This window comes from Streptomyces sp. NBC_00986, assembly GCF_045162565.1.
Lineage (GTDB): Bacteria > Actinomycetota > Actinomycetes > Streptomycetales > Streptomycetaceae > Streptomyces.
Genome location: NZ_CP108733.1, coordinates 5933823 through 5959409, shown reverse-complemented (window position 1 = coordinate 5959409; position 25587 = coordinate 5933823). Strand labels below are relative to the sequence as shown.

The window sequence follows — 25587 nt, the reverse complement described above, 5'->3', positions numbered from 1 at the left end:
GTCTCGTTCAGGGCGTGCTGATGAACGAGCGGAAAGGGCGGAGCGGAGTGGAACAGCGAATTCCGGATTGTGCCGTGAATTCTGACTGGATGGCGCTGCTTGTCGGTCGTTGAAATTACCGTCGATGATCGTCGCGGTCAACGGATTAATAAAGGGAGGGAATCGCCCGATTCAACTGATGGCTTATTTGTTGCTGTACAGGCGGGGGCAAGTCTGGTCGGGCCGCAGTTCAGTGCGGCGACGCGATCGCCCGTGCCGCCGCCACTTCCTGCCGCAACGGCTCCAGCACGCTCTCCGCAGGGCCCGTGAGATCCGTACGGACCTCCACCAGCACCTCCGACTCGCGTACGCCCTCCGACAACTCCCGGAGTTGGAGCGCCACTTGGGTCACCTCGGCCGGTGACGGTGACGGCGCTCCGTGTTTCACCCGCACCCGCGCCGCCGTCGTCGCGTCGACGATCCGCTCTACGGCCACGACGAGCGGGAGCCAGCCGGCGGCCAGGCGGCCGGTGGGCGGGGGTTCGGTGAGGGCGCGCTGGAACTCCGTACGGATGACGGACAGGTCGCGGTAGAGGCGGCGGCGCATACGGGCACGGGCGGCCGGGTCCACCTCCGTACCGGCAGCGACAGTTCCCGTGTCGGTGCCGGCGTCCGACGTGCCGAACGCCGACTCCACATACGCCGCCGTGTCCGCCACCGCCTCCGCCAACCGGTCCCCCACCCGTGTGTGCCAGCTCTCCGGCCAGAGGAGATAACCGGCCACCAGCGCGATCCCGCAGCCGATCAGGGAGTCCACCAGGCGGGGGAGCAGCAGCGCCGTGCCCTGGTGGTTCAGGACGTCGGAGAGGAGCAGGATCACCGGGGTGATCGCCATCGTCTGGTAGCCGTAGCCGCGCGGGGTCAGGGCCGGGATCAGGGGAGCCAGGAGGAGCAGGACCAGCACGTCCCACCAACCCCGCGGCACCACCGACAGCACCGCCGCCGCGATCACCAGCCCCGCCACCGTGCCGAGCGCGCGCAGCAGCGCCCGGGAGAAGACCGAGCCGAAGTCGGGCTTCAGGACGAAGGTGATGGTCAGGGCGACCCAGTACGAGCGCGGTACGGGGAGGGACGACACCAACACCTGTGCCAGGCCGATACAGACCGCCAGGCGCAGGCCGTAGCGCCAGGAGCCCGAGGACAGCAGGACATTCCGTGCTGCCCTCGCCGTGCGGATGCGCAGCGCCGCCGGGCGGCCCAGGCGGTCGTCGATGCCCCTCGGGTCCACGTCCGGGGCCGTGACGACCTCGGCCGCGTGGCGCAGGGCGTGGTCGACCGCGCGGGTTGTCTCGCCGGTCGGAGTGGGGAGGTCGAGGCCTATCGGGCCGGTGTAGCCCGTCTCCACGGCGTGCGCGAGGTGGCGGACCGCCTCGCGGATCTCGGGTGGGAGCGGTTCGCCGGACTGGTGGACCGCGGGGGCCGCCTCCACCACCGGCGTGATGGCGTTCAACTGGGCCAGCAGGCGGGTCAGTTCGGGGCTGCTGCCGTGGTGGCGGGCTCGGCGGGCGAGGACGAGGTCGTACGACTGGTTCAGGGACTGGGTGACGGCCTGGCGGGCCGCGTCGTAGCCGGCCGTGGGGTCGTCGCCGCATGTTGCCAGGAGGTCGGCGACCGTGCGGTACGTGTTCGCCACCGCCGATCGTTCCGGGATCCCGGAACGCAACGGCCAGGCCAGCAGGGCCAGGAGGAGGACCAGGAGGCCGCCGCCGGACATCAGGGCGGGGGCCAGCCACCACGCGCCGGGGAGCGGAAGTCCCGCGCCGATCACCGAGTTGAGGAGCAGCAGCAGGCCCGATACGGAGGCCACCGCGCCGATCGTCGAGATCATCCCGGAGACGAGCGCGATGCCGGTGAGCGCGGTGACCGCGTACCAGCCGTGGCCGTACACCGCGGAGCCGAGCGTGACGCCGAGCGCGCCGAAGAGCTGGGGGATCGCGATGTTGAGGATGCGCATGCGGTACGCATCGGCGGTGTCGCCGATCACGCCGGAGAGGGCACCCATGGAGGCGAGGGCGCCGTAGGCCGTCTGTCCGACGGCCAGGCCGATGGTGAAGGGGAGGGACATCGCGACGGCGGCGCGGGCGATGGCCGGCCAGTTGAGGGGGGCCTGCTGCGGTTGGAGGTTCCTCACCAGCCAGTCGGGAGGTGTGAGGCCGATGGGGAACTCGCGGGACATGCGCCCATTATGAGCGGCCCCCTCGCCTATTCGTGCTGGTGGAGTGTGATGTCGACCAGCAGCGCGCGGTGATCGCTGTCGGCGATGTCGAGGAAACGGGCGCTGTTCGCGGAGAAGTCCGGGGACAGCAGGACGTGGTCGATCTGGGTGCCGAAGGTGGGGGTGAACCGCTCCGGCCAACTGGGGGTGCGGGGATGCCCGGCCATCCGGGCCGCGTCGCGCAGACCGGTGTCCAGGATGCGGCGGAAGGCCGCGTGGTCCTGGGAGGAGTTGAAGTCACCGGCCAGGATCGTGGGGGTGGCGTGGTCGGAGGCCGCGAAGGTACGGAGCCTGCCCAGCTCGCGGCGCCAGAGACCGACCTGGTTCGGCAACGGGGGCATGGGGTGCGCCAGTTGGAGCCGTACGGAATGACCGGCCACGTCGGCCACCGCGCCCGGCATGCCCATCGTGCCGGTGACGCCCTTCGTGCCCTTGAGCGGGAAGCGGCTCAGGATGACCGAACCGTGCGAACCGGCCGCCGCCACCGCCTGCCGGTACGGGAACTCGGTGCCGAACTCCTTGTGCAGCGTGGCCTGGCAGGTGTACTCGCACTCCTCCACGAACACCACGTCCGGCCGTTCCCGCCGGATCACCGGCACCAGGGAGCCCGTCCCCTGCCCGAACTCCACGTTCGAGGTCAGGACGCGGAGTTCGGCGATCGCCGGCCCGCTCGGGTCGGCGCTCTTCCCGTACGGCTCGATGAACCACGCCAGCAGGCCCAGCAGCGCGACGCCCCAGACGAGGCCCAGCCGCCAGCGGGTGAAGAGCGAGAGGAACAGGCCGAGGCCGGTCGGGGCCAGCAACCAGGGGAGGAACGCGAGGAGTTGGGGGACGGGAGTGATGGCGTCCGTGTCGGCCGTGCGGCAGCCGATGACCACACTCACGCCGATGAACAGCAGCCTGGCGCACCATCGCCAGAAGCGGCGGGCGCGGTGGCGCTCGGGCACGAAGTCGGCGGCGGTCCACTCGGTGGTCGCGGTGCCCAAGGGGTTACCTTCCGCCGGTGGACGCAGATGCCCGAATCATCCCACGTGTGCCAGGAACTCCCCCAGGATCTCGTTGAACTCCTCGGGGCGCTCGAGGTTCGGCAGATGGGCAGCGCCCTCGATCACCCGCAGCGTGGAGTCGGGGAGCGCCGCGTGCATCGCCTCCGCGTCGGAGACGGGGGTGTAGGTGTCGTCGGCGCCCACGACCACCAGGGCCGGGACCGTCACCCGGGTCAACAGGTCGCGGTAGTCGGGGCGTTGGGCACGGGCGCGCAGGGCGGCCGCGGCGGACCCGGGGTCGGTGGCCGTCATCATGCCGTGGACGTGCGCCTTGACCTGCGGGTCCGCGTGCGGCGCCACCATCCGCTCCAGCACCTCGTCGGCGTAACCGCGCATGCCCTCGCGGAGGAGCCGGTCGGCCGTCGTGTTCCGGGTGCGGGCCGCCTCCGGGGTGTCCGCCGACGGGAAGGTGTCGGCGAGGACCAGACCCCGGACGCGGTCGGGGAACCGGGCGTAGCAGTCCATGGCGATCTGGCCGCCCATCGACAGCCCGGCCAGCACGAACGTCTCCACCCGCTCCTTGTCCAGCAGGGCCTCGATGTCGGTGGCGAAGCCCGAGAAGTCGGTGACACCGGGGGACGAGCGGGAGCGGCCGTAGCCGCGCAGGTCGGGGGCGAGGACCCGGCGGGCGGGGGAGAACGCCTCGATCTGCGGGGTCCACATCGTGTGGTCGAAGGGGTGGCCATGGATGAGGACAAGAGGGAGATAGGGGGAAGTAAGGGGTGGCATGCGATCGACCCTAGATCCGCTCAACTCCTCGGTGCAATAAAATCTTTGCTCTCGGTGCAATGCGCCGTGACGAGAGACGTGGAGAGGGGTGGCCCCGTGGGCGACTACCGGCGGATCGCCGACCGCATCGCGGACGACATCGCCTCCGGACGGCTCCGGCCGGGCCAACGGCTGCCCCCGCAAAGGGCGTTCGCCCGTCGGCACGGGATCGCGGGTTCCACGGCGGGGCGCGTCTACGCCGAACTCGTGCGCCGGGGACTGGTGGTGGGGGAGGTCGGCCGCGGCACCTTCGTGCGGGCCGCGGCGGCGCGGCCGTACGGGCAGGCGATCGTCGAGGCGGCGACCACCGCCCCGGTGAACCTGGAGCTCAACTACCCTTCCGCGCCAGGTCAGTCGGAGCTGGTGGCCCCCGCGCTCGCGCCGCTCCTCCGCCCCGACGTCCTGACCGAGGCCCTGCGCCCGGCGGCCGCGACCGGCACCGCGGCAGCGCGCGAGGCCACGGCCGATCTGCTCGCCACGCCCACCTGGCGTCCCGCCCCCGACCGCGTCCTCTTCAGCGGCAACGCCCGGCAGGCCATCGCCGCGACCCTCGCCTCTCTCGTCCGGCCGGGCGGCCGGGTCGGGGTCGAGCCGTTGACGTATCCGCTGGTCAGGGAGATCGCGGGGCGGCTCGGGGTCGTGCTGGTCGCGTTGGAGGCGGACGGGGACGGGCTGCGCCCGGAGTCGGTCGTCGCCGCGCATCGCACCGCGCCCCTCTCCGCGCTCTATCTCCAGCCGACGCTCCACAACCCGACCTCCGTGACGACCAGTGAGGCGCGGAAGCGGGAAATCGCCGATGTGGTGCGGGAGTTGGGGCTGCCCGTCGTCGAGGACCGGATCTGGTCCTTCCTCCATCCGGACTCCCCCGCGCCGCTCGCCGCCTACGCCCCCGGGCTCGTGCATGTCGTCGACGGCCTGTCGAAGCGGGTCGCGCCGGGGCTCACCGTCGGGTTCCTCGTCGTGCCGGAGGGGCGGGCCGAGGCCGTGGGTGCCGCGATTCGGTCGGGTGGGTGGAGTGCGGGGCGGTTCGCGCTGGAGGCGGGGGTGCGGTGGATGGGGGACGGGACCGTGGGGCGGCTGGTCGTGGCCAAGCGGGCGGACGCGGCGGCCCGACAGCGGCTCGTCGCCGAGGAGTTGAGCGGGTTCGCCGTACGGGCCGATCCGCTGACCTATTACGCCTGGTGGGAGTTGCCCGTGCCGTGGCGGGCCGACACCTTCACCGCCGCCGCCGCTGCGCACGGGATCGCGGTCACGCCCGGGACCGCCTTCAGTGTCGATCCGAAGGTGACCCCGGACGCGGTCAGACTTGGGCTCGCGTCGGCTGCTGTGCCCGATCTGCGGCGGGCGTTGCGGACGCTCGCCTCTCTCGCAGGAGGCGCAGGAGCAGGAACTCCCGTACCGGGCGGGCGTATCGGGTGAGCCAGGCCAGCGCGGCCACCGTCAGACCCACGCCCAGCAGGAGCCAGGCGACCTTGCGCAGGGTCGCGGTCAGGGCGTCGTAGATCGCGCCGCCCGCCGCCCCGGAGAGCTCGGCCGGCAGGTCGGCGACGGTGAAGTGGCGGCCGATCGCGAGCGCGAGGCCGAGCAGCGCGCCGCCGAGGGCCGTGCCGAGCGCGGTCGCGGTGATCGCGCGACGGCGGCGCACGGCGACGGCGATACCGGTGACGGCGAAGACGGCGGCGGCCACGGGGAGCCAGAAGCCGGCGACCTCGAGCACGTGGAACTCCCTCCGGAGCGGGCCCAGTTCACCGGCCGGGAGAACCTCGACCCGGGTGTGCTGGACGGGGATGTTGTTCGCCAACGGGAGGTTCTCGTGGGCGAGTTGGTGTTTGACCCGGGCGGTGACGGGGGCGAGGTCGACGGTGACCGTGCCGGACCGTCCCTCGTCCTGCAGGGCGTTCAGTACGGCGTCGTGCGTGACCCGGTTGCCCTCGTCCCAGGCCACGCGGAAGGCCTCGGTCGTGGTGAACGAGCGCATCGCGTCGTGCACGAACGGCGCCATCACGCCCTGGGTCGCGCTCATCCGGACCCCGCCGACCCTGGCTCCGCCGACCTGGACCCCGCCGATCCGCACCTCGCGCAGGATGCCCTCGCCGACGGTGTCCGCGATCGCGTTCCGTACGGCCGGGTCCGCGGCCAGCGGAGCCATCGTCGTGACGTAGCGGCCGGAGTCGGTCAGGCCGTACGCCGCCCAGGCCGCCAGCGCGCCGAAGGGCGTGAGGAGGCAGGAGAGGGCGACGAGGACGGCCGACAGGGCGCTCCGGAGACGTGGGGGCACCTCCTCAGGACACGGCCGGGGGGCGTCGTATGCGAGCGGGTCGCGGCTTTTTGACTGCATATGGGTTAAATGTCAAACCGAATGGGTGGGGGTGGTCCCGGAACCCTTGGCGGAACTGGGGAGTCCGCTCTCGGGTGGAGGCTTCACCCGAACGGGTGTTTCCTGGAGCTGGGGAGAAGGAGGCCGATCATGCGCACCACTCCGGCCCTGCGGACTCTGGCCGCGGCCCTGCTCACCGGTGGCACTCTCGCCGTCGCGGCGGCGGGCACCACGGCAGCGGCAGCACCGACCACGTACGCCGAAGGACATGGCGGTGGCGGCGGTGGCGGCAGTCCGATCTGGGGCACCATCGTGTCCCGCACGGAACTGAACGTGCGGGAGTCGCCCACCACCCACTCACCCGTCGTCGACGCGCTCTCACCCGGCAGTCAGGACCGCGTCCAATGCGTGGTCAGGGGACAGAGCGTCAACGGAAATCCCGACTGGTACTGGCTCGTCGGCGCGCAGGCCTGGGCCAGCGCCGCGTTCGTCGACACCGGCGGCCAGGGCGTGCCGTCCTGCTCGGACCCGTGTCCGGGCTGGAGGGACGGCGGCAACGACTCCAACCGGGGCGGCGACAACTCCGGCTGGAACAACGACAACAGCTCGTCCTCGTGGAGCACGTCGGCCTCCGGGTCGAGCGCCTCGGGCTCCTGGAGCTGGAGCGCGTCCGGTTCCTCGACCGGCGGCGGCATCTGGAGCTGGGCGCCGTAGGGAAGGGATCGTAGGGAATGACGTGGGCCCCGGCACCAACTCGGTGCCGGGGCCCACGTGTTGCTGTCTTGTCCGTGTCGGGTCAGCGGATGCGGTTGCCCTCTCCGTCCTCGCGTGTGTAGTAGCGGTAGAAGAAGACCAGGAAGACGGCCGCCGTGGTCGCGAGACCGATGGCCGTGGAGCGCAGCACGCTCTCGCCGGTCTGGCTGTAGAGGAAGCCGAGCGCCGCGCCCGCGAAGCCGGACTTGACCAGCGAGTGCAGCTCGCGCTTCAGCAGCGGTGCGAACCGCGCCACCGCCAGGCACAGCACGATGAACGCGAGCGCCGTGACGAAGCCGAACAGCAGGTTCCAGCCCGTGATGGGGCCGCCGCTGCGACGGTTGGCCGCCGCCCAGTAGCCGTAGACGAGTCCCAGGACGACCGGGATCGCGATCTTCGCCACGCGGTGGACGCGTGCGTCGAAGATGTCGGGCAGATTGCTCGTGAATCCGCCCCGGCCGGTGGTGTTGCCCGGGCCGGTCATTCCGCCGGGCGTGGGTGCCGCATGAGCCATGAGAGCACTCCTCTCTCTCCCCGTACTACCAATGCACACCCCGGCGGAGGCGGTGGCAAGTCGGCGTGCGCCCTCCGTTGCAGCGTGTTTCGCTGGGGCGCATGAAGCTCGTACTCTTCGGCGCCACCGGCATGGTCGGCAGCCGGATCGCGACGGAGGCGTCGGCCCGCGGCCACCAGGTCCTGGCGGTCAGCCGCTCCGGCCGGTCGCCCGTCCCCGGGGTCACCGCCACGGCGGCCGACGCGACGGACCGGGAGAAGGTCGCCGAGGTCGCGCGCGGCGCCGACGTGGTCGCCTCCGCGTGCGTGCCGCCCCGCGACGGCAGCGATCCGCGCGGCCCCTTCCTCGCCCTGAACGAGGCCCTCGTGGCGGGCGTCCGCGCGGCCGGTGTCGGACGGCTCATGGTGGTCGGCGGCGCCGGCGGCCTGGAGGTCGCCCCCGGCCAGGCCCTCAGCGACCAGCCCGGCTTCCCCGAGGCCTACCTCCCGGAGGCCCACGCCCACCGCGACGTCCTCGCCTACTACCGCACCCTCGACGACCCCGACTGGACCTACGTCTCCCCCGCCGCCGAGATCGCCCCCGGCACCCGCACCGGCCGCTTCCGCGTCGACGGGGACCAGTTCATGACCGACGACCAGGGCCGCAGCCTCATCAGCGCCGAGGACTACGCGGTCGCCTTCGTCGACGAGCTGGAGCGGCACGAGCACCCGCGCGCCCGGATGTCGGTCGCATACTGACACCGTGAGCGGCCGCGGACACAGACCGGTGCGCTACGGCGACCTCGGGCGCTCCCCGCTCGACGGCGACCCCGACGCGATCCGGCGGCAGCACCTGCTGCGGGTGCGCGGGCGGAGCGTCGCCTGGATACCCCCGCTGCTGGTGCTCATCAGCATCCTGCTGGTCGACTGGTACACCGGCGGCGAGTTCCGGACCGTCTCGTGGATCGTGCTCGTGCCCGGGATCGCCGCGGCCATCTGCGGGGTGCGGGGCACGGCCGTGTTCGCGGTGCTCGGCCTCGCCACCTACGTCCTCGCCGACCACGCCTGGCCGCGCCAGTACCAGACCGGGCTGCCCGACTTCATCCTCGTCGGCGTCGGCGGCGCCCTCGCCGTGCTGGCCTGTGTGGTCCGGGTCCGCGGCGAACGCCGGATGCTGCGCATGCGGGACGTCGCCGAGACCACCCGCCGTACCCTGCTGCGCCCGCTGCCGCCGGGCTGGGGCGGCCTCGACCACGCGGCCGTCTACCTCGCCGCGGACGCCTTCGCCCGCGTCGGCGGCGACTTCTACGACATCCAGCCCGGCCTGCACGGCACCCGCGCCCTCGTCGGCGACGTCCAGGGCAAGGGGCTCGGCGCGGTGGAGGCGGCGGCCGCGCTGCTCGGCACGTTCCGCGAGGCGGGGTACCACGAGCGGGAGCTCGCGACCGTCGCCGCGCGGCTGGAGACCCGGATCCACCGGCACGGGCTGCATCTCGCCGCCCTCGACCGCGAGGACGACGACCGCATCGACCGGTTCGCGACAGCCGTCCTGCTGAGCTTCCCCGTCGCCGAACCGGACACCGTCGAGGTCGTCAACTTCGGTCACGAACCCCCGCTGGTGGTCGGCCCGCACGGCGTACGGTCCCTGCCGCCCGGGCACGGACTCCCGCTGGGGCTGGGCGAGTTGGCGCACATGGACGGCCCACCGCCGACGCTACGAGTGGCCCTCGCCCCCGGTGAGACCCTCCTCGTGGTCACCGACGGGGTGACGGAGGCGCGGGACGGGGCGGGCGTCTTCTACCCGCTCAAGTCCCTTGTCACGGAAGGTGTGTCGGCCGATCCGCACCTCGCCGACCCGGACCGTCTGGTCGCCTACGTCCGTGACGGCACCCTGCGTCACAGCGGCGGACATCTCGCCGACGACACCACGATCTTCGCGGTACGGCGGTCCTGACATCACCCTTTGCAGCAGCAGAGGTTGAGCAGAGGTTACGGTGCTGAGGTACGAAGTGAATGATGTGATCGCTGTGTTCGACGGTTCGGGGGAGGGCGTATGCCTGGAACGGTGCTGCTGCTCGCGGCCTCGCCGGTGGGCAAGGGCCGACTGGTGGACGCGGCCTCCGTACTCCCGGTCCTCGCGGCCGTCGACCCCGCCGTCCTGGCCGGCACCGACACCGCCAACGTTGTCGAACTCGCCGACCCGTTGGAGCCGCAGGCCGTACTGACCCGGTTGCGGGCGGCGGCCACGGCACCGGGTCCGTTGACCGTGTTCGTCACCGGTCAGCTCCAACTCGACCGGAAACAGCACCTTCCGCACCTGGCCCTTGCTCGTACGACCCCGGCGACCGTCCGCTACACCGCGTTCCCGTGGGCCTGGGTCCGGGAGGAGTTGCGCCTGCGCGCACCCGGGACGACGACGCTGCTGCTCGACCTGCACACGGATGCGGAGACCTGGCAGTGGCTGCACACGCATCCCCTCGACTCGGGCCGCACGAACGCCGTTTACGGTCGCATCGCCCCGCCTCCCGCTCGGCGTAGCGTGTCTGTCCCCTCGTACATGAAGGCGGTCGCGACGATCCTGCGCAGCGGGTGGCGTCCGCCGGTCGAGCAGTTGCATCAGCAGGCGGTGGAGCGGCTTGGGGCGGAGACGTATGCGGATGTGGTGTTGTCCGCGCCGGGTGTCGGTGCGCCGGGGACCACCGGGGCGGGCGTCCCCGGGGGCTTCGCCCCCAGACCCCCATCGGCCCTGAAGGGGCCTCGTCCTCAGACGCCGGACGGGCTGGTTTTCGCCGGCCTGAGTGGAGAGAGTGCGCCGCAAACCCCGGGGAGTGCAGGGCGAGGCCAGGACGGCGTGCCGCCAGGGCAGGAAGGTGCAGGGCGGAGCCATGACGGCGTGCCGCGAGCTCCGGAGGGTGCGCGGCGTAGCCCTGACAATGCGACGCCGAGCCAGGACAGTGCGCCGCAAACCCCGGAAGGTGCGCGGCGAACCCGGAGCAGCGCGGCGCGAAGCCAGGAGGGTGCACGGCCGGACCAGGAAGGTGCGCGGCAAGGGCGGAACAGTGCGCCGGCAGGCCCAGAGGGTGCGCGGCGAAGCCGATATGGCGCGCCGCCAAGCCCCGGCAGCGCGCCGCCAAGCCCCGGCAGCGCCCCGCCAAGTCACGACAGCACCCCGCCAAGACACGACAACGACCCGCACCTCGCCGTCGCCTCCGCCGCGCAAGACGGGCGTCACCTCGACGCCGACGCCCTCGCCGCCGAGCACGAGGAAGCCGCCGTGCGGGCACACGGCCAGGGTTCTGAAGAAGCGCTGCACTGGACCGAAGTGCGGGCCGATCTCGCGATGTTGGCGGGGGATCCGGTGCGGAGTTGTCGGGCGTGGATTGCGGTGGCGGGCGCGCGGTTGGCGGCGGGGCAGGCGCCCGGTACCGCTGTCGTCGAGGCTGCTGTTGATCGGGCTCATCATCAGTGGGGGTTGATTCAGGAACCCGTACCCGCCCGTGAACTCGGGCTCGCGCTCGCCGAGTTGAGGGGACGCGTGCCGGGACGGCGGAAGGGTGCCCTGGATCATGTGCGTCAGCAGTTGCGGCAATTGCAGTCGCAGCCGCTCAACTCGTGAAGTCTCGTGAAGCTCCCTGAATCTCCCTCCCCTGGAGTCAACTGCGGTGCCATGATGGTGTGTTAAGGCTGAGGGGGATGGAGTGGCCGACCAGAGGATTCGCATACGGCTGGACGGGACCGAGGACGCGCGTGACGTCGGCGCGCTGATGGCGTGGCTGGAGCGGGAGGGACCGCTGGAAGAGCGGTTGCGCGCGGGCGAGTTGCAGGTCCGTGAGGCGCGGCCGAGTGGGGCCGAGCCCGGGGCGCCCATGGGCGTCGGCTCGGAGATCGTCGTGGCGCTCGTCAGTTCGGCCGCTGCGCCCGTCTTCAACCAGCTGGTGCAGGACATCAGTCGGGCTGTCGCGGCCTGGCGGAACAACCGTCGGGAAGTCGAGCACGGAGAACCGCCGCAGGTGGACGTTGATGTGGTGTCCTCCGACGGCAACGGGTAGCCCGGTGTCCGACTTCGACCCGCGGGGGAAGACGAACCGGGCGCTGCTGGTCGGGGTCTCGGAGTACGACATCACCGTGCCGCCAGACGGCGTGCCCGGCCATCTTCCGGCCGTCAAGCTCAACCTGAACCGGCTGCGGGACGTGCTGCCCAGGGGCCGGATCTTCGGCGACCACGAGGTGCGGGTGCTGCGGTCGCCGACGCTCGGCGAATTCCACCGGGCGCTGCGCGCCGCCACCCAGGAGGCCGAGGGCCTGCTCCTGGTGTACTTCGCCGGGCACGGCGCGATCCCCGCCGCGGGCGACGAACTGTTCCTGCAGATGCGCGACGCGACCGTGGTCGCGGGCGGCCCGGCCGTGTTCCCCGACGCCGAGATGGTCACCACGATGCTGACCATGCTCGCCGTCGGCCCCGCCGAGCGGATCGTGGTGATCCTCGACTGCTGCTTCGCCGGCAACGCGGGCTGGATCTGGGAGAACTTCCGGGACAAGCGGCGCGTGCTGCTGCAGATGAGCGTGCAGGCCAACCACCGTATCGACGCGGGGGACGGCACGCGGCCGACGCCGTTCACCGAGCGTCTCGTACGGCTCCTCGACCGGGACGGCGAGGTGCGGTTCGTAGAACTCTCCAGACGATTAGGGGAGTTGATGCGCCAGGACGGGTACGAGACCATGCGCGGTGATCCCTGGGAGCCGCGCGGGCGGTGGGAACCCGAGGAGGACGTCCTGCTGTCGGCCCGGCCGGTCGTGCCGGTCGTGCCGGTCCCGCCGGTCGTGCCGGTTGGGGACGGAGCGACTGATACTTCGGACGGAACCGGTCCTGAGACGGTGGTGTCGGTGTTCCGGCGGGGCTGGGAGGCGCTGCTCGACCTGCTGCGGACCTGTGGCGGTGTCGTCGCCGGATGGGTCGGCCGGCTCTGGGCCCTGTCGAGGGCCGCGACCCGGATCACCCTGGTGCTCGCTCTCGTCGCCCTGGGACTCGGCTCGTACGGCATCTACACCCTCGCCGCCTCCACCCCCTCCTGCGGGCCGCCCCTCGAACTGCGCCTGCTCACCGACCCCGACCTGGAGCCCACCGTCCGTACGGCCGCCGACGCGTATCTCACCTCGGACGCGAACACCACCGGCGACGGCTGCCGGCGCAGCGGCATCACCGTCTACAGCGCGAGCTCCGCCGATGTGGTCACTGCGCTGCAGCGGCAGTCGGACGCCTGGCAGGAACCCCACCACGAGGACACTGATCCGCAGCGCGACATCGGTCCGCAGCCGGACATTTGGATCCCGGCCTCGGTCGCCGACGCCGCCCGGGTGACCGCCAACCAGGACGTGGACTCCGTCGTCGCCCTCACCACGGACGCCAAGCCCCTCGCCTACTCGCCGTTGGTGCTCGCCGTGCCGAAGAACCTTGCCGGCGAGGGCAGTTCGGGTAGCGGCCTGCGGCTGAACGAACTCATCACCGTGTTGCGCGGTCGGGCGCCGGACGTCGAAGTGAGCCGTCCCGACCCGGAGTTCACCGACGCGGCACTGCTCGCGACCATGGGGCTCTACAACCGCTCGGAGCCCCGTACCGCCGAAGGCCTGGTGCGCTCGCCGGGGCCGCCCTCCCCCACGGCCGCCGACCTGCTGTGCACCTTGCCCGACGACTCGGACGCGGACCACCGGACCGCCGCCCTGGTCCCCGAGTTCCTGCTGAAGAGCGGGGTCGGCTGCGACCGGGCGACCCGGGTGGACCGGGTCGCCGAGTACCCGGACGACGCGCCCGGTATCGAGCCTGCCTTCGTCCGCGTCGGCTGGCAGGGCGCCGACCGGGACCAGGAGGCGCGGGGCGCGGCGGTCGAGGACTTCCACCGCTGGCTCGCCGGGAGCGGCGGCCGGGCCGTGTTCGCGGCGGACGGCTTCCGCTCGGCCGGCGGCGACCGCCCTCTGCTCGCGCCCCCCTCGCCCGGCACCGGTGTGGATCCCACGCCCGCGGATCTGTCGGCCGGTGCCCGTAAGCAGCAGGCCATGGAGGACGCGCTCAAGGACTACCGCAGTGCCGACGGGGACGGCCGGGTGCTCTTCCTGATCGACGACTCCGGTTCGATGGGCGCCCTCTGGGACGGGCCGAGCGGTGGCCGCGGGCTGGTGAAGCAGTCCCTCGGCGGGCTCGGCGGCGGCGACAAGTACGGGGTGTGGGGCGTCTCCGGGCTGGCCCCCCATGACCCGCCGTACAAGGTGCTGCTCGCCTTCGGCCCGAATACGCGCACGGCCGCCGAGAGTGCCATCGACAAGGCCAAGGTCCAGGACGCCGAGGCCGACCCGCACGCCGCGCTGCTCGCCGCGCTCGACTACCTGGCCGAGCACAGCGCCGACGACGAGCGGCCCCGGTTGATCGTGTACGTCACGGACGACGAGGACAACAACCGGCTCACTGGCGCGAATCTGGACGCCGTACTGAAGAAGGCGGGGTTGGTGAAGGTGCCGGTGGCGATGGTGTCGTTGGTGAGCGGCGGCTGCGACAAGGGCAAGCCGGACGAGCGGATCTCCGACGTGAGCGGCGGTCGCTGCCTGGACGCCGACACGGATCTCGGCGCGAGCCTGCACGACGAGGTCGCGCGCACCGGAACGGGGACGGAATGATGGCCCGACGGCGGTACGCGGTACTGCTGACCCTGCTGCTGGTCGCCGGGTGCAGCGGCGGCCACTCCTCGGCGGGGACGGTCCCCGACGAGGGGCCGGGCGAGATCGTGGTGGCCAGCGGCCGGGACGTCACCGGCAAGAACGGCATCCGCGAGCAGCTCATCGAGGCCTGGAACGATCAGCAGAACAAGGCGGGGACCGGTTACCAGGCCCGGCTCGTCGAACTCCCCGGCAACGCCGACGAACAGCGCAGCCAGCTGCTCGGCGCCCTGCAGTCCGGGAGCGCCGACTACGACGTGGTGAACCTGGATGTCACGTGGGTGCCGGAGTTCGCCGCCGCGCGTCTCGTCCGGCCGCTGCCGGCCGGCACGCTGGACGCCGATGTCATCAAGTCCGTCGCGGACACGGCCCGTTGGGACGGCAAGGTGTACGCGGAGCCCTTCAACAGCGATGTCGGGCTGCTCTTCTACCGGAGCGATCTGCTGCGGCGGGCAGGTGTGTCGCAGTCCGATCTGAAGAAGGGCATCAGCTGGACGCAGCTCCAGGTCCTGAGCCGTGCCGTCACGAAGAAACTGCCTGGCGTCGCGGGCTGGACCACGCAGCTCGGCGCCTACGAGGGCCGTACGGTCAACGCGATCGAGGCGTTCGCGTCGGCGGTACCGGACTTCGAGTTGACCGACGGCGACGGCCACTACGACGCCTCCGTGGGGGAGTTGACGGCCGGCATCACCGAACTGCGCACCCGCACCGACCCGTCGTACACCCTCCCGGACGCCTTCCACTCCGACGAGGCCGAGTCGCTCGGCGACTTCGCGGACGGCCGGACGGAGTTCCTGCGGCAGTGGCCGTATGCCTACCGCACCCTGTACCAGTCGTTCGGCACGGACCAGCTGGGGGTCGCCCCGCTGCCGGGGCGCGCGGTGCTCGGCGGGCAGAACCTGGCGGTGACCGAGTCGTCCGGACGGGCGGCCAAGGCGGCCGAGTTGATCACGTACCTCACCGGCCGGCAGAGCGAACGCTGTCTGCTGGACGCGGGGTTCGCGGCGACCCGCACCTCCGCCTACGTGGACAACAACGTGACCTGCGGTGTGGGCGGCGCCGGGCAGACGCCGTCCGCCTCCCCCACCGGCGAGAGCACCGACCCGATGCCGCGCGACGCGGCCGGGCGTCCCGCGTACGCCCGGACCACGCTGCTTCTCGCGCTGCGGAAGGCGGTTCAGCGTCCGGGCACTCCGCTCTACGGCGCGTTCACGCAGACGTTCAGCGCGCAGTTGGGCCCGCTGTTCCGGGACGACCGTCCCGGCGACGCGGCGCTGGCACGGCAGTTGGACGCGGCGCTGAAGAAGGCGCTGCCCAACTGACCGGACCGGCAGCGGTCAGTTCGTGAGGTAGGACAACGCGCCCGAGACCAGGGTCCGTACCCCCGGTGCGACCGTCACCAGGTCCGGGGCGAACTCGGGGCTGTGGTTGCTCGGGACCGCGTGGAACTTCTCCATCAGGTCCGTGCCGGGCGCCGCGTCCCACACGTCCGCCGGGGTGCTCGTCACGAACCAGTAGGAGTACGGGACGCCCTCGGGGACCAGCCGGGGGAAGTCCTCGCTGCCCGTCGCCGGGCCGGGGTCGAAGACCGTGCCCGCGCCGAGGACCTCGGTGTGCACGGCGGCGATCCGGCGGTCGGTGTCCGCGTCGTTGACCATCGTGGGGAGGCTGGTGCCGATGGTCACCTCGGGCTCGCGCGGGCAGCCCGCGGCGAGGCACTCGCCGGACGCGATACGGCGGATCGCGGCGATCATCCGCTCCCGCACGTCGTCGGACTGGGTGCGCAGGTTGAGGGAGATCCGGGCCCCGGTCGGGATGATGTTGTGCCGGGTGCCCGCCTCGATACGGCCCACGGTCAGGACCGCGGAGTCACGGGCCGCGATCTCCCGGGAGACGACCGTCTGAAGGCGGGTGACGAGGTACGCGGCGGTGACGACCGGGTCGACCGTCGCCTCGGGACGGGAGCCGTGGCCGCCGAGGCCGTGGACGACGATGTCGATGTCCGTCGAGGCCGACATGATCAGGCCGGGCACGTGCGGGTAGAACCCGGCGGGACCCGGCGCCGCGTGTTGGCCCAGCACCACGTCCGGACGCGGGACGCGCTCGTACAGACCGTCGGCCACCATCGCCGCCGCACCCGAACCCGTCTCCTCCGCCGGCTGCCCCACCAGCACCAGCGTCCCCGACCAGGTGTCCCGCCCGGCCGCCAGCGCCTGCGCGGCACCGGCCAGCCAGGTCACGTGCAGGTCGTGCCCGCAGGCGTGCATCGCGCCGGGGACGGAGGAGGCGTACGACAGCCCCGTCTCCTCCTGCACCGGCAGCGCGTCCATGTCGGCGCGCAGCAGCACGGTCGGGCCGTCGCCGTTGCGCAGCACTCCGGCGACGCCCGTGCCGCCGATGCCCTCGACGGTGTCGTAGCCCGCCCTGGTGAGGCGTTCGGCGAGCTTCGTGGCCGTGCGGTGTTCGAGGCCGGACAGCTCGGGGTGCCGGTGCAGGTCCCGGTAGAAGTCCTCGAGGTCGGCGACCGGGAGGTCGGCGGTGAGGTCCAGTGCGGTGCGCGCGGCGGGGGAAGTGGTCACGGGGGCAGCGTATGCGGGCCGGATGGGACGGGGCCCGGGCGGTCGCGGCCGTGGGGCGGGGACGGGACTGCTCACGATCGGGTTCCAGTCGTCCGGTGTGGGAGATGCCACGACCGGGACGTGCGACCGGAGTACTGCTCGGTACATCCTTCTGACCAGGGCGATCGATCCCGAATTGGGCGGGGGAACCGTCCGGCGTCACCCACCCTTCACCTCGGGGCAACCCTGCAGATTCCTGACCATCCGTATGGTCATCGCTCCCAGAGAGCGCTTTCGCCAGATGTACGGAGGTACCCCCATGGGTCGTCCCGAGCGACCGGTCGACCCGCGGGCGGGTGCCGTGCAGGGGCTCGCGCACGCGTTGCGGGAGCTGCGCCGGGCCGCGGGCGGCCCGTCGTACCGGACGATGGCGAAGGTGGCGGGTTTCTCGGCGACCACGCTGTCCCAGGCCGCGGCCGGCGAACGGCTGCCGACGCTCGCCGTGGTCGAGGGGTACGTGCGGGCCTGCGACGGCGACCCGGCGGAGTGGGGCCCGCGCTGGAAGGAGGCCGAGGCGGAGGCGAACCGCGCCGCCGAGGCGGCGGAGCCGGACGAGGACGCCCCGGCGCCGCCGTACCGGGGCCTGGCCCGCTTCGAACCGGCCGACCGGCACCTCTTCTTCGGCCGGGACCGGATGATCGCCGACCTCCACGCGCTGGTCCGTGACCACCGTTTCGCGGTGCTGTTCGGCCCGTCGGGAAGCGGCAAGTCGTCCCTGCTGCGGGCCGGCCTCATCGCGCGGCTCCAGGAGGAGATCGCGGCCGGCACCTGCCCGGCGAGGCTGCGCATCCTGACCCCGGGGCCGACCCCCGCCACCACCTACGGCCACCTCCTCACCCCCGCCCCCTCCGAACCGGAGAGCTGGGTGGTGGTCGACCAGTTCGAGGAGATCTTCACCCTCTGCCACGACCCGGCCGAACGCTCCCGCTTCATCGACCTGCTGCTGGCCGCCCGCGACGAGAACACCCGCCTTCGCGTCCTGGTCTCCGTCCGCGCCGACTTCTACGCCCGCTGCGCCGAACACCGCGGCCTGGCCGACGCGCTGCACGGAGCCGCGCTGCTGCTCGGCCCGATGACGGCGGAGGAGTTGCGCGAGGCGGTGGTGGGCCCGGCCCAGGCGGTCGGCTGCCTGGTCGAACGCACCCTGACCGCCCGCCTGTTGGAGGAGACCCTCGACGAACCCGGCGGCCTCCCGATGCTCTCCCACGCCCTCGCGGAAACCTGGCGCCGCCGCAAGGGCCGCCTCCTCACCCTCTCCGGCTACGAGGCGGCAGGCGGGGTGAGGGGCGCGATCGCGGCAACCGCCGAGCAGGTCTACGGCACCCTGTCCCCCGCCGAGTCCACCACAGCCCGCCACCTCCTCCTCCGCATGATCGTCCCGGGCCAGGGCACCCCGGACACCCGCCGCCCCCTGACCCGCACGGAACTGTCGGAGTGGTCGAACCCAGCGGTCCCGGCAGTCCTGGAACGCCTGACCCGAGCCCGCCTCCTGACCGCCGACGAGACCGGCGTCCACCTCGCCCACGAGGCCCTGATCACCTGCTGGCCCCGCCTCCACGACTGGATCGAACAGGACCGCGAGCGCCTATGCCACCACCGCATGCTCACGGACGCGTCCCGCACCTGGCTGGACCACGACAAAGACCCAGGCACCCTGTACCGAGGAACACGCCTGTCCCGAGCGGAGGAACTGTTCGGGGAAGGGGCCGGGGGTCGGGACGCGCGGCAAGGTTGGTGGCGTGCGGCCGGAGGTGACGGTGCAGGTCGTGCGACTGGCCAGCCGACCACTTACGCGACCAACACCCTCAGGCCCAACCCCCTCAGGGGCGCGGGGAACTGCGCGACCAGCCCCCACGCTCCGGCACCCGACATCGAACCCAAGCCCACCCCGCCCCACTCCAACACCCTTAGGCCCAACCCCCTCAGGGGCGCGGGGAACTGCGCGACCAGCCCCCACGCTCCGGCACCCGACATCGAACCCAAGCCCACCCCGCCCCACTCCAACACCCTTAGGCCCAACCCCCTCAGGGGCGCGGGGAACTGCGCGACCAGCCCCCACGCCCCGGCACCCGACACCGAACCCAAGCCCCCCACCCCCACCACCCCCCTGACCACCCCCGAACGCGCCTTCCTCACCGCCGCGCTGGCTGCCCGTGATGCCGAACACCGCACAGCCACCCGAACAAGCAGACGCCACCGCATCCTCACCGCGTCCCTCGCCACCGTCCTAGCCATAGCCGTACTGACAGCAATCGCCGTATGCCACGAACGGGCCGACAACGAACGCCAACGCACCCAGACCGCCGCCCGCCGAATCGCCGACGTGGCGGACGGCCTACGGACCACAGACCCCCGTACCGCCCTCCAACTAGGCGTAGCCGCCTGGCGGACAGCCCACTTGCCGGAGACCCGACGCGCGCTACTCGGCTCGCTCGCCCAGGCGGAGACGGACGCCTTCAGCGACCCCACTCCCGGCGACAACCCCCGGCGGGCGCTCGCCGACAACGGCCGCACACTCCTCGGCGCGTCCGGCGACACCTGGCACACCTGGGACGTGACCACCCACCGAGCCACCGGTTCGGGCCGGGTCCCCCGCGGCACGGTGACCGACGCCGACCCCTCCGCCCACATCCTCGGAGTCACCGAGGACGACGGCGGCCTGCGGCTGTGGAACACGCGCACCCGCCGCTGGACCGGCCCGTCCGCCTCCCACGACCTCGCTGACATCCACTTCACCGGCGACGGACGCACCTTCCTCACCACCGAGGGCGACCACGTGCGCCTGCGCTCGGTCGCCGACGGCCACGTCACCTTCGAGGCCCGGGCACCGGACGCGGACCTCACCGCCGTCAGCGCGGACGGCCGTACCGCGGCCGCGTGCTCGGCGGGAACCGTGCACATATGGAACACGGTCAACTCCACTCCGGTGAAAGGGACTTGGCAGCAAGTCCCCGCCCTCTGCGACGCCGACCCCGCCGTCCTCACCCTGTCCGGTGACCGTCTGGCCGCCGCCACCGACACCGGACTGCGCGTCTGGAACACCGCGACGGGCCGCACGGTCGCCGACCTCCCCGACGCCGGTGTGCAGTACGCGTCCTTCAGCCCGGACGGCACCTTCATGGCGACGGCGGACGGTTCGGAACTCCGGGTCTGGCGGCTCACGGCCCCCGCCACCCCCGTCTTCCGCCACGACCTCGACAACCAGAACCTCTACGGCGGCCTCGTCTGGGACCACGACGGCCACACCCTGCGCTACCTGGAGGGCGGCACCGTCCACACCCTCGACCTGGGCGAGGCGGTCACCTCCGCATGGCACCCCACCACGCTGAACGACATCCGCTTCAGCCCGGACGGCTCCACCTACGCCACCACGCGACGCACCGGCGACCACTACCTCTTCCGCCTCTACGACACCGCGACCGACCGCCTCCGCCACACCTTCCCGCCGGTCCCCGTCCCCGTCTCCGCGGACCCCGCCCTCCCGACCGTCCCCGCCGACACCCTGCCCCTGATGGCCTTCGGCCCGGACGGCACCCGGTTCGCGTACGGCGTCTCGGCGCCGGGCCGCACCGCGGTGGCGCAGCCGTTCGGCCTGTGGGACATGACGCACCGGCGGCCCCTGGCCTCGCTGGACCTGCCAGGCGGCGCGGTCGTCGCGATCACGCTCGGGCCGGACGGCGGTCACGCCCTCTACGCCGTCCGAACCTCCGCCATCGGTGAACTCACCGATGAGACCTGGGACTTCGCGCGCGGCCGCAGGACAGCGGTCCTCACCGGCGTCACCGGCAGCCACCTCGCGGTCCGCCCGGACGGCGGGCTCCTGGTCGGCGAGGGCAGGGTGGCCCGGTCGCCCTCGGGCCGGTCCACCGGGCACGACCTCGTGCAGGGCGGCCAGATCGGCGCGCTCGCCTTCAGCGCCGACGGCTCCGCGCTGGCGGTCGGCGACCAGACGGGCCGGGTCGACCTGTGGGACGGACAACTGCGCCACCGCGACGGCATCCTGCGCAACGTCTTCCCCGCCGCGATCGGCACCCCCCTCCTCGGCACCGCCCCGGAAGGCGTCTCGGCCGTCGCCTTCAGCCCCGACGGCCGCACCCTCGCGGTCGGCGGTGGCGGCGGCAGCCTGCAGCTCTGGGACGTGGCCACCCAACAGCCGCTCAGCAGCGCCCCGTTGACGACCCCGGGCGAGGCGATCACGTCGCTGGCCTTCAGCCCGGACGGCAGCACGGTCTACGCCGGCAGCGCCCACGTCCCGCTCCAGCGCTACGCCGTGGACCCGGCCCGGGCCCTGGCACGGGTCTGCGCACGCACCGGGAACGCGGAGCTGACGCGGGCGCAGTGGCGGACGTACGTACCGGACGCGCCGTACCGCCGCATCTGCTGATCCGGCGGATACCTCTCACCCGTACGGCCCAGCTCACCCGGCCACGTCCGCACGGCGCTGATCCACTGATGAGGAACGAAGAAAACAAGGGGGCCGGTAGTACCCACTAGGACCCACCGAAGGAAGTGCCGCCCATGGCTGTTCCCGAAGCCACCCTCGCCATCAACTTCACCCAGGGGCTGAACGACGCCTGGTCGAAGGTCGCGCAGTTCGTGCCGAAACTCGTCGGCTTCCTGGTCATCCTGGCCATCGGCTGGTTCGTGTCGAAGATGATCGCGCGCGTCCTGGACCGGGTGCTGCGCAAGGTCGGCTCGGAGAAACTCTCCGAACGGGCCGGTACGGAACGGTACTTGCGGGACTCCAAGTACGACATGACCGGCATCGTCTGCAAGATCGTCTACTACGCGCTGATGCTGATCACCCTCCAGCTCGCGCTCGGCGTCTTCGGCTCCAACCCGGTCAGCACGATGATCAACGGCATCGTCGCCTGGCTCCCGCGCGGCATCGTCGCGGTCGTCCTGGTCGTCGTCGCGATGGCCATCGCCAACGCGGTCCGGGGCATCGTGGGCAGCGCCCTCTCCTCCATGTCGTACGGCAAGATGCTCGCGACCATCGTCTGGGCCTGCATCATGGCGCTCGGCGTGATCGCGGCCCTCGGCCAGGCGGGCATCGCCACCTCGGTCACCCAGCCGGTGCTCTACGCGGCCCTCGCGACCGCGGCCGGCATCCTGATCGTCGGCGTCGGCGGCGGCATGATCACCCCGATGCGCCAGCGCATGGAACGCATGCTGATGGCCGCCGAACGCGAGACCACCAACGCCAGGGGCAGCCTCACGGCCTACCAGTCGGGCCGCCAGGACGCGATGACGAACCAGCCGGCGCGGGAGCGGACGGACATGGGGACGGACATGGGGACCGATGGACGACGGGACATGCCCGGGTCGTCGGGCATGCCGGGATCGTCAGGCATGTGACCTGCGTAGATCTGTAGAGATCTGTGGGGAGCCCTACGGGGCCGCGTGGAGATGCAGAACCCGCGTGGCCTGGTGGGCCGGACCGGGCTCGGCCGCTTTGGCCGGGCTCGCGTTCGCCGCTCCGATCAGGGCGGCTACGGCGATGACGGCGGCGCAGAATCCTCTGACGTAACGCGCGGACATACCTACCTCGCAACGACAGTGACAGCGACGAATTAAACACGCTTAATGCGTGCCTAACTTAGAGGGTCCGGGTGCGCAACGGGAAGGGCTTCAGGGCGAGTTGAGTCACCGGAAACCCTTTTTCAGTCACCACGGCGCTGCTCGGGGAGCAGCCCGTGCCGGTGCACAAGCCAGCTGATGGCGGTCAGCCTGCACACCGCGTAGTCGTGGCCGACCGGCTCCCGCCAGTCCAGTTCCGCGAGCGCGTCCAGGAAGCCGAGCGCGTAGTCCGTGAGGTCGGCGTGGTCCGGGGGCGGGGGCGTCAGATCCGGGCCGCCGGCCGCGAGGCGTTCACGCAGTTCAGCCACGTGCTGATCTACGGCGGCCACGAAGGCGGGCTCGAACGCGAACTCCGCGAAGCGCGGCGCGTACGAGTCGCTGATCTTGGCCAAAGGGGACATTTCTCCACCGTACGTTACGGACGTTATGGAGAGTTCGTGATTCTCATCACCCGGGCGGGGTCAAGTAGTTACTCTCGGCGACAGGCCGGTAACTACTCGGAGGTGACTGTCGCATGGTCCACGTTCGCCAACTCGACCCGAGCGCATCCCCGTTGGACTACTTCGGCTATGAATGCCGTCGTTTGAGGGAGGCGGCGGGTCTCACGCTGGAGGGCCTCGGCAAGATCCTCTTCTGCACCGGCTCGCTCATCGGACAGATCGAGACGGCGCAGAAGGTCCCGACCCGGAACTTCGCCGAACGCCTCGACGCCGCGTTCATGACGGACGGGTCCTTCACCCGCATGATCGGCATGGTCCTGCGGAGCCAACTCCCCAACTGGTTCCAGCCGTACGCGGAGATGGAGGCGAAGGCCGCCTTCATCTCCACGTATCAGTGCCAGGTGGTGTACGGACTGCTTCAGACGCCGGAGTACGCGGCGGCGGTGCTGGCCGTCGACTACCCGGACAAGCTTGAGGAGATGGTCGCGGCACGGATGGAGCGGCAGCGCATCCTGGAGAAGAAGCAGCCGCCTGCGGTCTGGGTCGTCCTGGACGAGGCCGTACTGCTCCGGGAGATCGGCGGCCGTGAGGTCATGCGCAAACAACTCGCCCGTCTGGTGAGCTTTCGTGAGAACCCCTGGGTGAACATTCAGGTGCTGCCGTTCTCCGCAGGCGCGCACGCCGCGACTATGGGTTCCTTCAATCTCCTGCGCTTGGACGACGACCCCGACATCTACTACTCCGACGGCTACGACCAGGGGCACATGACCGCCAACCCGGAAGTCATCAGGGAACGTTCGGTCGGATACGCTCGCTTGCAGGCCACTGCCCTCTCGGTGGAGGACTCGGCCGACCTGATCGCGCGCGTGATGGAGGAACGTTATGGAGACCGGGCGGAAGACGTGGCGTAAGTCCAGTTACAGCGGCAGCAACGGCGGTGACTGCGTCGAGTGCGCCCCCATCGGTGCTACGGAGTGGCGCAAGTCGTCCTTCAGCGGCACCAACGGCGGCGAGTGCGTCGAGGTCGCCGCCAGTGCTCCTTGCGTCGCGATCCGTGACTCCAAGAACCCCGGCGGAGCCGTTGTCACCATCAACCGCGCCCACTTCGAGGAATTCATCAACTCACTCTCGATGTAACTGAGTTACCAGCCAGTCTGTAACTCGGCTTACTGGCATCATTAACCGCATGGTGAGACGGGACGACCCGGAAGTCATCGGGCGCAGGGTCCAGCAGTTGCGGCACGAACGCGGGCTCACCCAGCGGCAGTTGGCCGAGCCCGCCTACACGCCCGCGTACATCTCCACGCTTGAGGCCGGCCGGGTCCGCCCCTCCGACGACGCGTTGCGCCACCTCGCCGAGCGACTCGGCGTCGCCTACGAGGAGTTGGCGACCGGCCGCCCCGCCCACCTCGCCACCGAACTCCGCCTGCGGCTCACCGAGGCCCAACGCACCCTGGCCACAGGGGAGTCGGAGGAGGCCACCGAGCAGTACGCCGACCTCCTGGAGGAAGCGGTGTCGCTCGGGCTGGCGGACGAGGAGGCGGTGGCGCTGCTGGGACTCGGCGAATGCGGCCTGGACACCGGCGACTTGACCGCCGCCCGCGAGTACTTCGAGCGCGCCGAACACCGCCTGGCCGACGAACCGCTCCCGTCCCGCGTCCCGGCGATCCGGGGCCGCGCGGTCGCCCACTACCTCACCGGTGAACTCCGTTACGCCGTCTACCTGTTGGAGTCGACGCTCGACGAGCTGAACAGGGGCGGCCTGCACGACCCCGACGCGCTCCTGCTGCTCTACGCGAGCGCGATAGGCCCGTACATGGACATGGGCGCGCACGCGAGGGCGGCCCAGGCGGCGGAGTTGGCGCTGGCACTCGCGCCGCAGGTGGCGGACCCGGCACTGCTCGCGCGCATGCACCGCTCGGTGGCGCGGACACTGATAGCGGAGGGCAAGGTGGCGGAAGCGGACGCCTCCCTCGCGAAGGCCGCCGATCTGTACCGTCAGCTCCAGTTCCGTACCGAACTCGCCAACTGCCACTGGATGCGCGGCTACGTCTACGCCCAGGACGGCGAACTGGAGCGCGCCGAGGTCGAGTTGAGACAGGCGCTGGCCATGCTGACGGCGAAGCGCGCCGCGCTCTACAGCAGTCAGGTCGCCGTGGAGCTGGCCGACGTACTCCACAAACGCGGCAAGTCCGACGAGGCCGCCGCCCTCCTCCACGACGTCCTCAGCGACCTCAGCTCCGAACGCGGCGCCCTGCACTCCGCCGCCGCCCACCGCCTCCTCGGCATCATCGCCGAGGACTCCCGCGACACGGACGCGGCCGAGGAGCACTACGTCCGCGCCCTCAGCCTGCTGGAACGCGCGGGCGCCGCCGGCGACCTGGCCGACCTCTGCCGCATGCTCGGCGACCTGCTCCGCCGCACCGGCCGGGTCGAGGCAGCCCTGGACGCCTACCGCACCGGCCTCGGCCACCGCACCGCCCCCGGCACGACAACCCTCGGCCCGGCCCCCGCACAGCCTCCTCTTTGACAAATCGGGGATACCGCACAGCGCCGACGGTTACCGTGCGACGGACGAGTCGTAGCCGTAGTGGTGTGAAACGGGATGAGACAG

General features: G+C 71.6%; 21 protein-coding genes. 13 read left to right on the top strand and 8 right to left on the bottom strand.

Annotated elements, in window-relative coordinates:
- Nucleotides 1-229 precede the first annotated feature (229 nt).
- The 3 genes from OG504_RS26415 to OG504_RS26405 are packed head-to-tail and all read right to left on the bottom strand — an operon-like array spanning nucleotide 230 to nucleotide 4029.
- The gene (locus OG504_RS26415) at nucleotides 230-2215 is read right to left on the bottom strand and encodes an FUSC family protein (RefSeq protein ID WP_405992049.1); all 1986 of its coding nucleotides are present in this window, start codon (nucleotides 2213-2215) and stop codon (nucleotides 230-232) included.
- A 26-nt stretch (nucleotides 2216-2241) separates the two neighbouring features.
- Entirely contained in the window at nucleotides 2242-3240 is a 999-nt protein-coding gene (locus OG504_RS26410; protein WP_405992048.1) for an endonuclease/exonuclease/phosphatase family protein, read from the bottom strand.
- A gap of 36 nt (nucleotides 3241-3276) precedes the next feature.
- Complete coding sequence (locus OG504_RS26405) at nucleotides 3277-4029, bottom strand: alpha/beta fold hydrolase (protein ID WP_405992047.1); 753 nt, start codon at nucleotides 4027-4029, stop codon at nucleotides 3277-3279.
- A 96-nt stretch (nucleotides 4030-4125) separates the two neighbouring features.
- On the opposite strand from OG504_RS26405, the gene OG504_RS26400 reads away from it, so the two are divergent.
- The gene (locus OG504_RS26400) at nucleotides 4126-5487 is read left to right on the top strand and encodes a PLP-dependent aminotransferase family protein (RefSeq protein ID WP_405992046.1); all 1362 of its coding nucleotides are present in this window, start codon (nucleotides 4126-4128) and stop codon (nucleotides 5485-5487) included.
- Here OG504_RS26400 and OG504_RS26395 read toward each other — a convergent pair.
- Nucleotides 5369-6346, bottom strand: a complete 978-nt coding sequence (locus tag OG504_RS26395) for a hypothetical protein (protein WP_405992045.1) — start codon at nucleotides 6344-6346, stop codon at nucleotides 5369-5371. The two genes, OG504_RS26400 and OG504_RS26395, sit on opposite strands and share 119 nt — an antisense overlap.
- Before the next feature lie 189 nt (nucleotides 6347-6535).
- Here OG504_RS26395 and OG504_RS26390 point away from each other — a divergent pair, with 189 nt between their 5' ends.
- Nucleotides 6536-7099 (top strand): SH3 domain-containing protein, encoded by a 564-nt coding sequence (locus OG504_RS26390; RefSeq protein ID WP_405992044.1) that lies wholly within the window; start codon nucleotides 6536-6538, stop codon nucleotides 7097-7099.
- An 82-nt stretch (nucleotides 7100-7181) separates the two neighbouring features.
- Here the strand turns inward: OG504_RS26390 and OG504_RS26385 are convergent, their stop codons facing one another.
- Nucleotides 7182-7652, bottom strand: coding sequence for a hypothetical protein (locus OG504_RS26385; RefSeq protein WP_405992043.1), 471 nt, complete (start codon nucleotides 7650-7652; stop codon nucleotides 7182-7184).
- Between the two features lie 101 nt (nucleotides 7653-7753).
- Here OG504_RS26385 and OG504_RS26380 point away from each other — a divergent pair, with 101 nt between their 5' ends.
- From OG504_RS26380 to OG504_RS26355, 6 genes are all read left to right on the top strand, one after another.
- Entirely contained in the window at nucleotides 7754-8389 is a 636-nt protein-coding gene (locus tag OG504_RS26380) for an NAD(P)-dependent oxidoreductase (RefSeq protein ID WP_405992042.1), read from the top strand.
- A 4-nt stretch (nucleotides 8390-8393) separates the two neighbouring features.
- Nucleotides 8394-9584, top strand: a complete 1191-nt coding sequence (locus OG504_RS26375) for a PP2C family protein-serine/threonine phosphatase (RefSeq protein ID WP_405992041.1) — start codon at nucleotides 8394-8396, stop codon at nucleotides 9582-9584.
- A 99-nt stretch (nucleotides 9585-9683) separates the two neighbouring features.
- The gene (locus OG504_RS26370; RefSeq protein WP_405992040.1) at nucleotides 9684-11246 is read left to right on the top strand and encodes a hypothetical protein; all 1563 of its coding nucleotides are present in this window, start codon (nucleotides 9684-9686) and stop codon (nucleotides 11244-11246) included.
- 82 nt (nucleotides 11247-11328) lie between these two features.
- Nucleotides 11329-11679 (top strand): hypothetical protein, encoded by a 351-nt coding sequence (locus OG504_RS26365; RefSeq protein WP_405992039.1) that lies wholly within the window; start codon nucleotides 11329-11331, stop codon nucleotides 11677-11679.
- Nucleotides 11680-11683: 4 nt separating this feature from the next.
- Nucleotides 11684-14296 (top strand): substrate-binding domain-containing protein, encoded by a 2613-nt coding sequence (locus OG504_RS26360; protein ID WP_405992038.1) that lies wholly within the window; start codon nucleotides 11684-11686, stop codon nucleotides 14294-14296.
- Nucleotides 14296-15657, top strand: a complete 1362-nt coding sequence (locus OG504_RS26355; RefSeq protein ID WP_405996434.1) for an extracellular solute-binding protein — start codon at nucleotides 14296-14298, stop codon at nucleotides 15655-15657. Before OG504_RS26360 ends, OG504_RS26355 begins: the two co-directional genes overlap by 1 nt.
- 15 nt (nucleotides 15658-15672) lie before the next feature.
- On the opposite strand, the gene OG504_RS26350 is transcribed toward OG504_RS26355, so the two are convergent.
- Nucleotides 15673-16914, bottom strand: a complete 1242-nt coding sequence (locus tag OG504_RS26350) for an amidohydrolase (protein ID WP_405992037.1) — start codon at nucleotides 16912-16914, stop codon at nucleotides 15673-15675.
- 298 nt (nucleotides 16915-17212) lie between these two features.
- Between OG504_RS26350 and OG504_RS26345 the strand changes: the two genes are divergently transcribed.
- Both OG504_RS26345 and OG504_RS26340 read left to right on the top strand, forming a co-directional pair.
- Nucleotides 17213-21337 (top strand): hypothetical protein, encoded by a 4125-nt coding sequence (locus tag OG504_RS26345; RefSeq protein WP_405992036.1) that lies wholly within the window; start codon nucleotides 17213-17215, stop codon nucleotides 21335-21337.
- A gap of 134 nt (nucleotides 21338-21471) precedes the next feature.
- Nucleotides 21472-22311, top strand: coding sequence for a mechanosensitive ion channel family protein (locus OG504_RS26340; RefSeq protein WP_390166907.1), 840 nt, complete (start codon nucleotides 21472-21474; stop codon nucleotides 22309-22311).
- Nucleotides 22312-22344: 33 nt separating this feature from the next.
- Here OG504_RS26340 and OG504_RS26335 read toward each other — a convergent pair whose 3' ends face one another.
- The gene (locus tag OG504_RS26335; protein ID WP_390166905.1) at nucleotides 22345-22494 is read right to left on the bottom strand and encodes a hypothetical protein; all 150 of its coding nucleotides are present in this window, start codon (nucleotides 22492-22494) and stop codon (nucleotides 22345-22347) included.
- 122 nt (nucleotides 22495-22616) lie between these two features.
- Complete coding sequence (locus OG504_RS26330) at nucleotides 22617-22934, bottom strand: DUF6401 family natural product biosynthesis protein (RefSeq protein ID WP_405992035.1); 318 nt, start codon at nucleotides 22932-22934, stop codon at nucleotides 22617-22619.
- A gap of 113 nt (nucleotides 22935-23047) precedes the next feature.
- On the opposite strand from OG504_RS26330, the gene OG504_RS26325 reads away from it, so the two are divergent.
- Genes OG504_RS26325 through OG504_RS26315 form a run of 3 tightly spaced genes read left to right on the top strand, consistent with a single transcriptional unit; the run spans nucleotide 23048 to nucleotide 25503 of the window.
- Complete coding sequence (locus OG504_RS26325) at nucleotides 23048-23884, top strand: helix-turn-helix domain-containing protein (protein ID WP_405992034.1); 837 nt, start codon at nucleotides 23048-23050, stop codon at nucleotides 23882-23884.
- Nucleotides 23856-24110 carry a DUF397 domain-containing protein gene (locus tag OG504_RS26320; RefSeq protein WP_405992033.1) on the top strand — a complete coding sequence of 85 codons (255 nt, stop codon included), beginning with the start codon at nucleotides 23856-23858 and terminating at the stop codon, nucleotides 24108-24110. Before OG504_RS26325 ends, OG504_RS26320 begins: the two co-directional genes overlap by 29 nt.
- A 49-nt stretch (nucleotides 24111-24159) precedes the next feature.
- Nucleotides 24160-25503, top strand: coding sequence for a tetratricopeptide repeat protein (locus tag OG504_RS26315; protein WP_405992032.1), 1344 nt, complete (start codon nucleotides 24160-24162; stop codon nucleotides 25501-25503).
- The last annotated feature ends 84 nt before the right edge of the window (nucleotides 25504-25587 follow it).